Origin of the sequence: Cryobacterium sp. Y50, from assembly GCF_002929805.1 — a bacterium.
GTDB lineage: Bacteria > Actinomycetota > Actinomycetes > Actinomycetales > Microbacteriaceae > Cryobacterium.
Window position 1 is genome coordinate 35,934 of record NZ_PJJM01000095.1, and the last position, 11,842, is coordinate 47,775.

Consider the following 11,842-nt stretch of genomic DNA (forward strand, 5'->3'; position numbering starts at 1 on the left):
AGCCCCGACCGAGTGACCTGGACGATAGCACTGACCTGAACCACAACAGTAGGGAACCAGAATGACGGCAATCACACTCGACGGAGTCAAGACCGCATCCGACATCAAGGCTGAGCTTCGCGATCGCATCGTGGACCTGCGCGCGCACGGTATCGTGCCCGGACTCGCCACCCTGCTCGTCGGCAACGACCCCGGCTCACAGACCTATGTCGCCGGCAAGCACAGCGACTGCGCCGAGGTCGGTATCGAATCGATTCGCATCGACCTGCCGGGCTCGGCGACCAGCGCCGACGTGCGTGCCGCCATCAAGGATCTCAACAACAGCCGCGAAGTGACCGGCTACATCATTCAGCTGCCGCTTCCGGTGGGTCACAACGAGAACGCCATGCTCGAACTGATCGACCCTGCCAAGGACGCCGACGGGCTGCACCCGACCAACCTGGGCCGCCTCGTGCTCGGTATTGAGGGCGAGCTACGCTCCCCGCTGCCGTGCACTCCGGCCGGCATCGTCGAACTGCTGCGACGCTACGACGTGCCGATCGTGGGTCAGAAGGTCGTCGTGGTGGGCCGTGGCCTGACCGTCGGTCGACCGCTTGGCCTGCTGTTCACCCGCAAGGGCCTCGACGCGACGGTCACCCTGACCCACTCGCGTACGGTCGACCTCGCCGATGAGGTACGCCGTGCCGATATCGTCGTGGCCGCCGTTGGCGTGCCGCACCTGATTCAGGCCGACTGGATCAAGCCGGGCGCCGCAGTGCTCGACGTGGGGATCACCCGCGTGCAGGACCCGCTCACCGGCAAGGGCCGGCTGACCGGCGACGTGCATCCCGATGTTGCCGTTGTCGCCGGGCACCTGTCGCCGAACCCGCGCGGCGTCGGACCGATGACCCGCGCCATGCTGCTGTCGAACGTGGTCAAGGCCGCCGAGCAGTCGCTGCTGGCGTAGCGGCGGCTCTATCGACGGAGATTTTCGACGGATGGCCCGAAAATAGGCGTTCTCGCCGGTTCCGCACAGGAATCTCTGCAGTTATGAACGAGACTACCGCTAGCTGGATGGTTCCAGTCCGCTTGAACGGTCCGAAGCGCGGTGACTCCACGGGATCCCGTGGCGTATTCAGGAAATCACCGGCATCCGAGTGACTCCACCCGCACGAATTCGGGCGCGGAGCGCGGTACAGCCGCAGATTTCCTGAATTAGCCACCGGAATGCGAAGCTCAGCCGGTTAAATATCCAGCGCTTCCAGCGCTTCCAGTGGTCCCAGTGGCGCTACGGCTGGGCGAGGGCGGAACGGTGCAGCTCGGTGTGCTCCAGATAGTTCTGTGCATTGTGACGGATGCTGTCGATCTCGTCGTCGGTGAGCGGGCGTCGAACCTTGGCGGGAACGCCGGCCACGAGGGATCCGGGCGGCACTATGGTGCCGCCGAGCACAACGGCACCGGCAGCGACGAGGGATCCAGTGCCGATGATGGCGCCGTTCAGAATCGTCGCGGCCATGCCCACCAGCACGTTGTCTTCGATCGTGCAGCCGTGCAACACGGCGCCGTGACCGACCGAGACGCCGGTGCCGAGGGTGAGCGGAAAGTCGGTGTCGACGTGGCAGGAGACGTTGTCCTGCAGGTTTGAGCCGGCCCCGATCGTGATCGGCTCGAGTTCGGCGCGCAGCACGGAGTTGTACCAGACGCTGGCTCGGCCGGCGAGGGTGACATTACCCACGATCACCGCGCCGGGAGCGACGAATGCGCTCTCGGCGATGCTCGGGGCAGGCGTGTTGGGCAGGACGATGATTCGGGCGGCGCACTCAGCAGTCATACGCGCCAGCCTAGCCCGGGGGAGGGAGGCACCGAGGCGGCGGGCCAGCAAGGTGCGGCGAGCCCCTGTGGTGAGCAGGCGGCCGAGTTCGAGACCGAACTCGGCCAGTGGGATCAGATGCCCTGCGCCAGCCGGTAGTAGGCCTGGTTCCATCGCACCTCGCGGATGAAGTCGCGCAGGGTGGTCGACTTGTCGATCACGAGGAGTTCCGTGCGCGCGATCTCGGCGAAGTCCTGGAAGGCCTCGATGCCGACGGCCGTCGACATAACGGTGTGGTGGGCGGCGCCGGCGGTCAGCCAGGCTGCGGCTGAGGTGGCGAAGTCGGGTTCCGGACGCCAGACGGCGCGGCCGACCGGGAGTTTCGGGAGTGCCTCGGTGGGAGCGACGACCTCGACGAGGTTCGCGATGAGTCGGAATCGGTCGCGCATGTCGCTCATCGCGACGACGACTGCGGGGCCGGGGGCAGCGTTGAAGACGAGGCGCACGGGGTCCTCGCGGCCACCGATGCCGAGCGGATGGATCTCGAGGGTCGGCTTCTCGGCCGACAACGCCGGGTTGACTTCCAGCATGTGGGCGCCGAGGATGAGTTCGGCCCCGGGAGTGAGGTCGTAGGTGTAGTCCTCCATGAGGCTCGCGCCGCCGGGAAGACCGGCGCCCATCACGTTGGCTACCCGCACGAGGATGGCCGTCTTCCAGTCGCCCTCCCCGGCGAAGCCGTAGCCCTGCTCCATCAGTCGTTGCACGGCGAGACCGGGCAGCTGGCGGAGCGCGCCGAGGTCTTCGAAGCTCGTGGTGAAAGCGCTGAAGCCGCCGGCCTCGAGAAAGGATTTGAGCCCGATCTCGATCGCGGCGCCGTAGCGGAGCGACTCGTGCCGTTCGCCGCCGGTTTGCAATTCGGGAACGACGTCGTAGCGCTCTTCGTATTCGGCGATCAGGGCGGTGATCTCGGCATCCGTCGCTGCGTGCACGGCCTCCGCGAGCTCATTGACCGGCCAGGTGTTCACCTGCACGCCGAAGCGCAATTCGGCCTCGGTCTTGTCACCCTCGGTGACGGCGACGTAACGCATGTTGTCGCCGAAGCGGGCGAGTTTCATGCTGCGGCTCGCAGCCCAACCGGCGGCAGCGCGGGTCCAGGTACCGATGGTACGAGTCACGGCCGGGTTGGAGACGTGGCCAACGACGGTCTTGCGGGATACCCCGAGCCGGGTCTGGATGTAGCCGAACTCACGGTCGCCGTGGGCGGCTTGGTTGAGGTTCATGAAGTCGAAGTCGATCTCGCTCCAGGGCAGCTCGACGTTGGCCTGAGTGTGCAGGTGCAGCAGCGGTTTGGTCAGAGCGTCGAGCCCGGAGATCCACATCTTCGCGGGCGAGAAGGTGTGCATCCAGACGATCAAGCCGATCACCGAGTCGTCGGAGTTCGCGTCGAGCGCCGCCCGGCGGATCGATTCGGAGTCCTTGAGAACCGGCTTCCAGACGATTTTCACCGGGATGTCGCTGCTCGCGCCGAGTGCATCGGCGATGGCCTTGGACTGGTCGGCGACCTGTCGCAGCGTCTGTTCGCCATAGAGGTTCTGGCTTCCAGTGAGAAACCAGACTTCTACATGGTCGAGGTTCGTAGTGAGAGAAGGCATTGGTCGAGTGCTCCTTGAGGTGCTAACGGTTGAAGTGTGAGGTGATCGCGGCGGGGTAGCTGGTGGTCACGCCGCCGCGCCGGCATCGCGTTTGAGCGCCTTGAGCCGGTGCATGACGTCGTTTGCCCCGCGGCCGAAATAGTCGTGCAGCAGGGAATACTCGGCGAAGAGCTGGTCGTAGGCCGTGGCCGACTCGGCATTGGGCGTGTACACGTTCTGGTTGAGCTTGCCCATGGCCTCTCCCGCGGCGCGCACGTCCGGATACGCGCCGGCGGCCACGGCGGCGTGGATGGCGGAGCCGAGTGCAGGCCCCTGCTCGCTGTCAATCGTGGAGATGGGCATCCGCAGAATGTCACTGTAGGTCTGCATCAGGAACGCATTCTTGAGCAGTCCGCCGGCCACGATGAACTCGGTCACCGGCACTCCGCTGGCGTTGAAGGTTTCCACGATGGTGCGGGCGCCAAACGCCGTGGCTTCGAGCAGGGCGCGGTAGATCTCCTCCGGGCGGGTGGTGAGGGTCGTGCCGAGCACGAGCCCGGAGAGTTCATGGTCCACGAGTACCGAACGGTTGCCGCTGTGCCAGTCGAGGGCGATCAGGCCGTGCCCGCCGACCGGCTGGTCCTTGATCAGTTCGGTCAGATGCTGGTGCACGCTCAGGCCTGCAGCCTCCGCCGCGGCAAAGTACCGTTCGGGAACCTGATTGTTGACGTACCAGGCGAAGATGTCGCCCACGCCGGACTGGCCGGCTTCGTAGCCGTACAGCCCGGAGACGATGCCACCGTCAACGACGCCGCACATGCCGGGTACCTCGGCGAGTCGATCCGAATTCATGACGTGGCAGGTGCTTGTGCCCATGATGGCCACCATTTGGCCCGGGTTCACGGCGCGCGCGGCCGGTGCCGTGACGTGCGCATCGACGTTGCCGACGCTGACGTGGATACCCTCGGGTAGTCCTGTCCAGGCCGCCGCTTCGGCCGTGAGGGTGCCGGCGGATGCTCCCAGTTGGCCGATCTCATAGGTCACCTTGTCGAGAGCGAACCGTGAAAAGGCCGGATTGAGCGCCCGGAGAAACTCCTCACTCGGGTACTCGCCGTCCTGCAGGATTCCCTTGTAGCCGGCGGTGCAGGCGTTGCGCACATACCGGCCGGTGAGCTGCCAGACGATCCAGTCGGCGGCCTCGACCCAGTGGTCCATGCGCTCGTACAACTCAGGATCTTCCTCGAGCAGCTGCAATCCCTTAGCGAATTCCCATTCGCTGGAAATGAGCCCACCGTAGCGGGGCAGCCAGCTTTCGTCGCGCTCGAAAGCGAGATCGTTGATGCGGTCGGCCTGAGACTGCGCAGAATGGTGCTTCCACAGCTTGACGTAGGCGTGCGGTCGGTCGGCGTACTCCGGCAGCTCGTTGAGTGGGGTGCCGTCGGCGATAACCGGTACCATCGTGCAGGCGGTGAAGTCGGTGCCGATGCCGATGACCCGGGCCGGGTCGATTCCCGCACTGACGACCGCAGCCGGAACGGCGCTCTTCAGCACGGCGACATAGTCCTGCGGAACCTGCAGGGCCCACTCCGGGGGCAGCTTCGTGCCCGTGGTCGCGAGGGTGGTGTCCATGACCGCGTGAGGATAGTCGAGCACGGCCGAGCCGAGTTCGGCACCGTCCGAGACTCGCACGACGACCGCGCGGCCGGACAGTGTTCCGTAATCGATGCCGATGACGTAGGACTCGGTCCCGGCTGGTTGGTCTGCGCGCGATTGCTCTGCGGTCGTGCTCACTGATCGACTCCCTTGGCGGCATGCGGATGCGACGGGTCACGTTTGCGAGATACTCGCTGTCGATGACCGATCACGATGACTAAATGTTAGCGCACTACTGCTTCTTGTTTATTGGCAATTTCTGCCCGGGTTGCACTGATTGGAAACCAGTCTGATGACTGTTCGGCTTGGTTTTCGGGCCCTTATGTCACCATTTATGGTGCGCTAACATGGAGTGATCGGGGTTGTCACCTCGGACGAGAGGAGTCGCATGGCCAGGGAGCCTCGGCCGCGCGGCCAGAGCGTGCGCATGACCGACGTTGCGAAACTCGCCGGGGTGTCACAACAAACCGTCTCCCGGGTCGTCAACGGACACAGCAACGTCGGCGCCGAAGTGCGAGAACGGGTCGAACGGGCCATTGCGCAGTTGCGGTACAACCGCAATTGGGCCGCACGCGCCCTTGCCACGAACCGATCCATGAATTTAGGCGTGGTCTCCCATTCCCTTCCGGTCCACGGTTCCGCCCTGGTGCTCTTCGGTATTGCCGAGGAGGCGCGGCGCAACGGCTATGCGACCAGCCTGGTGACCATTCCCCGGGTCGACTCGGCCGGCATTCGTACCGCGCTCGACACGCTCGTCGCCGATGCGGTGGACGGGATCATCGTGCTCGCGCCGATGACGGCCGCCGCCCCGGTGTTGCGGGGGCTGGAACCTGAGGTAGCGATCGTGCGATTCGAGCAGGGTTCACCCGCGAGTTCGACGGCGGTGTCGATGGACGATGCGCTGGGCGCACAGCTGGCTACCCGGCACCTGCTCGATCTGGGGCACGACACGGTCTGGCACGTTGGCGGGCCACCCGGCTGGATGGCTTCGGAGGCACGGCGCGCCGGATGGCTGTCCGAACTCGCGCTGCGCCATCGAACGGTCAATCCCGAGTTCCGCACCGAGGATTGGACGGCCGATTCCGGCTACCGGGCTGGGATAGCCATTGCTGAGGATCCCACGATCACCGCGGTCCTGGTGGCCAACGACGCGATGGCGCTCGGTGTCATCAAAGCCCTCACCGAACGAGGGATCGACGTGCCCGGCGACGTGAGCGTCGTCGGCTTCGACGATATGAGTGAGGCCCGCTATTTTCAACCTAGCCTTACGACCGTTCGGCTCGACTTCAACGAGGTCGGCCGGCTGGCGGTAGAGCGCGTGCTTCGGCTGATGGCTGGCGAGCCCGCGGAGCTGATCCCGGTCATCCAGCCGGAACTGGTGGTGCGCGACAGCAGCGCGGCGCCCCGGGAGCGCCGCGTTCGTTCCGCTAGTTGAGCGGACTTCCGTCGCGGGCGGCCCCATCGGCAGCATGCACCACGAACAGGTCGGGGGATGCAAAGCCGTGGGTGGTGAAGGCGGCGAGAACGGCGGCTTGCACGGCCGGCACGAGTTCGGTCGGGGTCAGGGCGATGGCCGCGCCGCCGAAACCACCACCGGTCATGCGCGCACCGATCGCGCCGGCCGCGCGTGCGGTGACCACGGCGAGATCGAGCTCAGGCGCTGAAATCTCGAAGTCGTCGCGCATCGACAGGTGCGAGGCATCGAGCAGGTCACCGATTGCGGCGCATCCGCTCACGCGCAGGGTTTGCACGGTGTCGAGTACGCGCTGATTCTCGGTGACGATGTGGCGCACCCGGCGAAAAGTTTCGTCGTCGAGCAGCGCCTCCGCTCGGGGAAGATCATCGACGCTGAGGTCGCGCAGGGCGGGCACCCCCATGATGCGGGCGCCGGACTCACAGGATGCGCGGCGCGCGGCGTAACCGCCCGTTGCGTGCGAGTGGCTGACCTTTGTGTCGATGATCAGCAGCTCCAGGCCGGCCGGGTTGAGCCCGAGCGAGATCACCTCGGCCGCGAGGCTGCGGCAGTCTAGAAACACGGCCGCGTCGACCTGGCCCAGCAGCGACGCCGACTGGTCCATGATGCCGGTTGGGGCGCCCACGACCCGGTTTTCCGCGAGCTGCCCGACCCGGGCCAGGGTCGGCCGATCGAGGTTCAGTCCCCAAACATCGTTGAGGGCTACCGCGACAGAGCATTCGAGCGCGGCCGATGAGGAAAGTCCGGCCCCGACCGGCACCTCGGAGTCCACATAGACATCGAACCCCGCCACGACCGCGAGGTCGGCTCCGAACTGCCCCAGCGCCCAGGCCACACCGAGCGGGTAAGCCGACCAGCCGTTGAGGTTCTCGGGAATCAACTCGTCGAGGGAAACCTCGACGGTCTCGTCGGCGAAGGAACTGGCCACCCGAATGACCCGGTCGGTCCTCGTCGCCAGGGCAACGATGGTGCGCCGGTCGATGGCGAGCGGCAGCACGAAACCGTCGTTGTAATCGGTGTGCTCGCCGATCAGATTCACTCGACCGGGCGCCGACCACAGGCCCGTCGCTGGGCGATCGAAGCGACTGGCGAAGCCTTTCTCGGCCGCGCGATCCAGGGCGTTGACGGCCGCGGTCACGACGGTGTCCCCGCTGAAACGGCGACTGAGTCCGCTTCGGCGGCGCGCGCAACGGCCGCGCGAATCGTGGTGGCGGCATCCTCTGGAGTGACATCGCCGATCCAGGCACCCATCGCTGCCTCCGAGCCAGCCAGAAACTTGAGCTTGTCTTCGGCGCGCCTCGGACTGGTCAGCTGCAGCATCAGACGGATGTCCGCCCGATGCGCCCGCACAGGGGCCTGATGCCAGGCGGCGATATAAGGAGTCGGGGTCGAGTAGATCGCGTCGATGCCGCGCAGCAGCCGACGGTACAACACGGCCAGCTCGTCGCGTTCGGCGAGGGTGGTTTCGGCAAAGTCGGGTACCTGGCGGTGCGGAAGCATATGCACTTCAATGGGCCAGCGAGCGGCGAACGGCACGAACGCGGTCCAGTGTTCGCCGCGAAGAATCACCCGGTCGCTGGCTTGTTCGCTCGCCAGAATGTCAGCGAACAGGGTGGGGCCATAACGCTCGAGTGAGTCGGCGAGACGCTGCGTTCTGGGGGTGATATAGGGATACGAGTAGATCTGACCGTGCGGATGCCGCAGGGTCACCCCGATCTGTTCGCCTCTATTCTCAAACGGGAACACTTGTTCAATGCCCGGCAGCTGCGACAGCACGTGGGTGCGTTCGGCCCAGGCCTCGATGACGGTGCGTGCTCGAGTCACCGACAGGCTCGCGAAGGATCCTTCATTCTCGGGGCTGAAGCAGACGACCTCGCAACGGCCAACGGACTGTCGCGTGCGACCGATGCCGATGCGGTCGAGATCGGCCAGATCGATGGGAGCCTCCGCCAGCAGCGGACCAAAGGACGGAGACTTGTTCTCGAACACGGCCACGTCGTAATTGCTCGGAATCTCGGAGGCATTGCCGGGGGATTGCGGTGCCAGCGGGTCTCGCGTCGCTGGTGGCAGGAACACGCGGTTTTGGCGGTTGGCGGCGATGGAGACCCACTCGCCGGTGAGCGGGTCCTGACGCATGGTCGCGGTCGCCGCGCGCTCGGTGGGCGCCCGCAGATCGAGGGCCCGTTCGGGTGGCAGCGTGGTGTCGGGGTCATCGAAATAGACCAGATCGCGACCGTCGGCGAGGGTGCTGGACTGCCTTGCGATGGTCTCGTCGGCAACAAAATGAGGGCGGTCTGGATTCGTCATAGCAGTGCCACGATAGCAAATTTGCCCAAACGAAACCAGTTATTTACTTATTGATAAGTAAAAGAAAAGAAGCGATACTGATTAAATGAACGTGCGCAGCCCGCTCCCCGATCCGCTCCCCGATCCACTGCCCGCTCATCTGCGCCGTGAGCGAGCGCAACGCCTCGTCGACGAACGCGGTTTTGTGCGGGTGAGCGAACTACGCAGTGCTTTCGGTATTTCGGGAGTGACCGCCAGGGCCGACCTCGACGCCCTCGAGCGGCAGGGCGCCGTGCGGCGCGTGCACGGCGGGGCGGTGCCGGCGCATTCCCCGGGTGACGGGCTTGGGGTGGAACGTGAGCACTCCTTCGAAGAAGCGCTGGAAGCATCCGTCGTTCCTAAACAGCAGATCGCCGAGGTCGCGGCGAAACTCGTGCAGAGCGGCCAGAGCGTGATTCTGGACGTAGGAACGACAACCCACGCGATCGCGCGCGCTCTCTGTGCCAGGTCCGACCTCCACGACGTCGTCATCATCACCAGCGGGCTCAGCATCGCCCTCGAACTGGAAAAAGCTATCCCCCGCTTCACCGTGATCGTTACCGGCGGGTCGCTGCGGCCGCTGCAACACTCCCTGGTCGATCCGCTCGCCGGCCTGGTGCTGAGCCAGGTTCATGCCGACCTGGCCTTTATCGGTTGCAACGGCGTCGATTTGGCCGGTGGCGTGACCAACATCAACCTCCCCGAGGCGGGGGTTAAGGCGCTCATGCTCACCGCGGCGGAGCGGGTGATCGTCGTGGCTGATCGTTCCAAGCTCGGCCAGGTGCACCTCGGTCGGGTCGGCCCGCTGAGCGCCTTCCACACCCTGATCACCGATGCCACGGCCGACGGGGAAGCGCTGGATAAATTGCGCGAGGGCGGACTCACTGTTTTGCTCCCGGAAACCACGCCGAATACGCAGGCCGTAGTCTGAACGAATGTGCGCACCCACTGGAATCCAGTACGACCTGACCTTGCAGACACCGAGCGGCACGGCGCGGGCGGTCGTGACCGAGGTGGCGGCCGGCCTGCGGGCATATGCCGTGAACGGCATAGACCTGGTCGAGACCTTTGCTGAGACGTCACAACCGCCGATGGGTGCGGGAATCGTGCTGGTGCCTTGGCCCAACCGCATTCGCGACGGCCAGTGGACCCAGGGTGGTGTGACCCGTCAGCTCGCGCTCACCGAGCCGGCCCGGCAGAACGCCATCCATGGGCTGCTGCGCTTTACGCCGTATCGGGAGGTGTCCCGGCAGAGCGACTCCGTAACGCTCGGTGCGACTGTCTTCCCCCAGTCCGGCTATCCGTTTCACCTCGAGACCGATGTGACCTACACCCTCAACGCCGACGGACTCAACGTGACGCACCGGCTGCAGAACGTCGGCACCGAGGCGGCGCCGGTGGCCGTGGGGGCGCATCCGTATCTAAAAATTGGCGACGTGCCGACCGGTGATCTCGTCGTGCGAGTGGATGCCGCGACCCACCTCGACGTCGACGACCGCCTCAACCCGACTGGCGAGACCCCTGTCGATGACACCCGGTTTGACCTGCGCGCGGGTGTCACGGTCGGCGAGCTCGACCTCGATGATGGCTTTGGCCGGGTCGGCGGCTCCGGCGAACACACCGTCACCGCAGCGGATGGCCGGAGCGTCACCCTCTGGGGCGACGAGAACATGCGTTACGTCCAAGTATTCACGCCGCGGATCTTTCCGGTGAGCACCGTCGATGCTGATCCGATCCGCGGCCAGGCTATCGCCCTCGAACCCATGACGGCGCCCGCCGATGCCTTCAATTCCGGTGCGGGCCTGCACTGGCTGGCGCCGGGGGAGCAGTGGATAGTGCGCTGGGGCATCCGTCATGCCGGGTTTGACCTGTCGGCCTAACTCGGATGCCGCCGAGCAGCACCGCCTCATGATCACAGTCTTGAACCGACGCACGCTGCTGCCGCACGCTCTTGGGCGCTACCGCGTCGACCTCGTGCTGCTGCTCGTGGCCGCGGTCTGGGGTGGCAGCTATCTGAGCGCGAAGGTGCTCACCGAGCAGGCGAGCGTGTCGGCCGTGCTCGCCCTGCGGTTTCTGGTGGCGGCCCTGGCTCTGCTGATCGTCTGGGTCGTGCGGCGCGAACGGCTTCCAACGCGGCGAGCGCTCGGGCTCGGGCTGCTCCTCGGGGTGACGCAGGCGAGCATTCTCTGGCTGGAAACCCAGGGTGTCGCGTTCACCTCCGCCACGAATGCCGGGCTCATCATCAGCCTCACCATCATCGTCACACCGGTGCTGGAGTCGGTTGCGGCCCGGCGCTGGCTGCCGCGCCCGTTCTTTGTGGCCGCGGTGCTCGCGGTCGTCGGCGTCGCCCTGCTGGTCTCGGGCAACGGATTCGCCGAGCCGAATGTGGGCGACCTGCTCATTTTCGCGGCGGCACTCGTGCGATCCCTGCACGTGACCATGATGGGTCACCTCACCCGCGGCCGCAGCGACAGCACCATCACACTTACCCTGCTGCAGGCGCTCGTTGGCGCGGTCGTGTTCACGGCATTCGACGTTCCCGGACTGGTCGCGGCGATTGCGTCCTTCGATGTAGCCGCCTGGATCGGCGTGCTCTACCTGGGCCTGGCCTGCAGCGTGTTCGCGTTTCTGGCCCAGATGTGGGCGATTCGCCGCACCTCGGCGGCCAGGGCCAGCCTGCTCATGGGCACCGAACCGATCTGGGCCGTGCTCGTGGGAGTATCGCTCGGCAGTGAAACGCTCGGCCTGGTGGGCGCTATCGGGGCGATTCTCATCATTGCGGGAACCTTCTGGGGCCAGCGCATCGAGGCTGGTCACCGAATGATTTCAGGCTAGCGCGACTTCTGGTTCGAGTGCCCGAGTCGCTCGCCGAGGAGTGAGTTTCGACCCGTTTCTGGTTCGAATCGGCCCGAAACTCACTCCTCGGCGCTCGATGCTCACAGTTCCGCGAGTGGATGCGCCGGCCGCGAC

10 protein-coding genes are annotated in these 11,842 nt (G+C 65.7%); 5 read left to right on the forward strand and 5 right to left on the reverse strand.

The genetic code is table 11. The annotated features are described in order from the left end of the window. The first annotated feature begins 61 nt into the window (after positions 1–61). Positions 62–946, forward strand: a complete 885-nt coding sequence (locus tag CXY73_RS12760; RefSeq protein WP_104138260.1) for a bifunctional methylenetetrahydrofolate dehydrogenase/methenyltetrahydrofolate cyclohydrolase — start codon at positions 62–64, stop codon at positions 944–946. A gap of 321 nt (positions 947–1,267) precedes the next feature. On the opposite strand, the gene CXY73_RS12765 is transcribed toward CXY73_RS12760, so the two are convergent. The 3 genes from CXY73_RS12765 to araB all read right to left on the reverse strand — a co-directional run bounded on the left by CXY73_RS12765 (position 1,268) and on the right by araB (position 5,211). Beyond that, entirely contained in the window at positions 1,268–1,810 is a 543-nt protein-coding gene (locus CXY73_RS12765; protein WP_104138257.1) for a gamma carbonic anhydrase family protein, read from the reverse strand. A 113-nt stretch (positions 1,811–1,923) separates the two neighbouring features. Then, complete coding sequence (araA, locus tag CXY73_RS12770) at positions 1,924–3,441, reverse strand: L-arabinose isomerase (RefSeq protein WP_104177921.1); 1,518 nt, start codon at positions 3,439–3,441, stop codon at positions 1,924–1,926. A 66-nt stretch (positions 3,442–3,507) separates the two neighbouring features. Continuing rightward, positions 3,508–5,211 (reverse strand): ribulokinase, encoded by a 1,704-nt coding sequence (gene araB, locus CXY73_RS12775; protein ID WP_104138252.1) that lies wholly within the window; start codon positions 5,209–5,211, stop codon positions 3,508–3,510. Between the two features lie 250 nt (positions 5,212–5,461). Between araB and CXY73_RS12780 the strand changes: the two genes are divergently transcribed. Then, complete coding sequence (locus CXY73_RS12780) at positions 5,462–6,508, forward strand: LacI family DNA-binding transcriptional regulator (protein ID WP_233198318.1); 1,047 nt, start codon at positions 5,462–5,464, stop codon at positions 6,506–6,508. Here CXY73_RS12780 and galK read toward each other — a convergent pair. Together galK and galT are read right to left on the reverse strand one after the other, a co-directional pair. Next, positions 6,501–7,664 (reverse strand): galactokinase, encoded by a 1,164-nt coding sequence (gene galK, locus CXY73_RS12785; protein WP_104138378.1) that lies wholly within the window; start codon positions 7,662–7,664, stop codon positions 6,501–6,503. The genes CXY73_RS12780 and galK overlap by 8 nt on opposite strands. Before the next feature lie 17 nt (positions 7,665–7,681). Further along, positions 7,682–8,854 (reverse strand): galactose-1-phosphate uridylyltransferase, encoded by a 1,173-nt coding sequence (galT, locus tag CXY73_RS12790; protein WP_104177922.1) that lies wholly within the window; start codon positions 8,852–8,854, stop codon positions 7,682–7,684. 85 nt (positions 8,855–8,939) lie between these two features. Here galT and CXY73_RS12795 point away from each other — a divergent pair, with 85 nt between their 5' ends. From CXY73_RS12795 to CXY73_RS12805, 3 genes are read left to right on the forward strand one after another with little or no spacing between them, the layout of a single operon-like run. Beyond that, positions 8,940–9,803 (forward strand): DeoR/GlpR family DNA-binding transcription regulator, encoded by an 864-nt coding sequence (locus CXY73_RS12795; RefSeq protein ID WP_104177923.1) that lies wholly within the window; start codon positions 8,940–8,942, stop codon positions 9,801–9,803. A gap of 4 nt (positions 9,804–9,807) precedes the next feature. Continuing rightward, positions 9,808–10,752, forward strand: coding sequence for an aldose 1-epimerase family protein (locus tag CXY73_RS12800; protein ID WP_104138244.1), 945 nt, complete (start codon positions 9,808–9,810; stop codon positions 10,750–10,752). Positions 10,753–10,792: 40 nt separating this feature from the next. Continuing rightward, the gene (locus tag CXY73_RS12805; RefSeq protein ID WP_233198319.1) at positions 10,793–11,707 is read left to right on the forward strand and encodes a DMT family transporter; all 915 of its coding nucleotides are present in this window, start codon (positions 10,793–10,795) and stop codon (positions 11,705–11,707) included. The last annotated feature ends 135 nt before the right edge of the window (positions 11,708–11,842 follow it).

What these genes read in the sequence shown, in the direction of transcription:
- CXY73_RS12760 (WP_104138260.1), top strand. Translation starts at nt 62, where the DNA reads ATGACGGCAATCACACTCGACGGAGTCAAGACCGCATCCGACATCAAG.
- galT (WP_104177922.1), bottom strand. Translation starts at nt 8,854, where the DNA reads ATGACGAATCCAGACCGCCCTCATTTTGTTGCCGACGAGACCATCGCA.
- araA (WP_104177921.1), bottom strand. Translation starts at nt 3,441, where the DNA reads ATGCCTTCTCTCACTACGAACCTCGACCATGTAGAAGTCTGGTTTCTC.
- CXY73_RS12795 (WP_104177923.1), top strand. Translation starts at nt 8,940, where the DNA reads ATGAACGTGCGCAGCCCGCTCCCCGATCCGCTCCCCGATCCACTGCCC.
- CXY73_RS12765 (WP_104138257.1), bottom strand. Translation starts at nt 1,810, where the DNA reads ATGACTGCTGAGTGCGCCGCCCGAATCATCGTCCTGCCCAACACGCCT.
- CXY73_RS12800 (WP_104138244.1), top strand. Translation starts at nt 9,808, where the DNA reads ATGTGCGCACCCACTGGAATCCAGTACGACCTGACCTTGCAGACACCG.
- CXY73_RS12780 (WP_233198318.1), top strand. Translation starts at nt 5,462, where the DNA reads ATGGCCAGGGAGCCTCGGCCGCGCGGCCAGAGCGTGCGCATGACCGAC.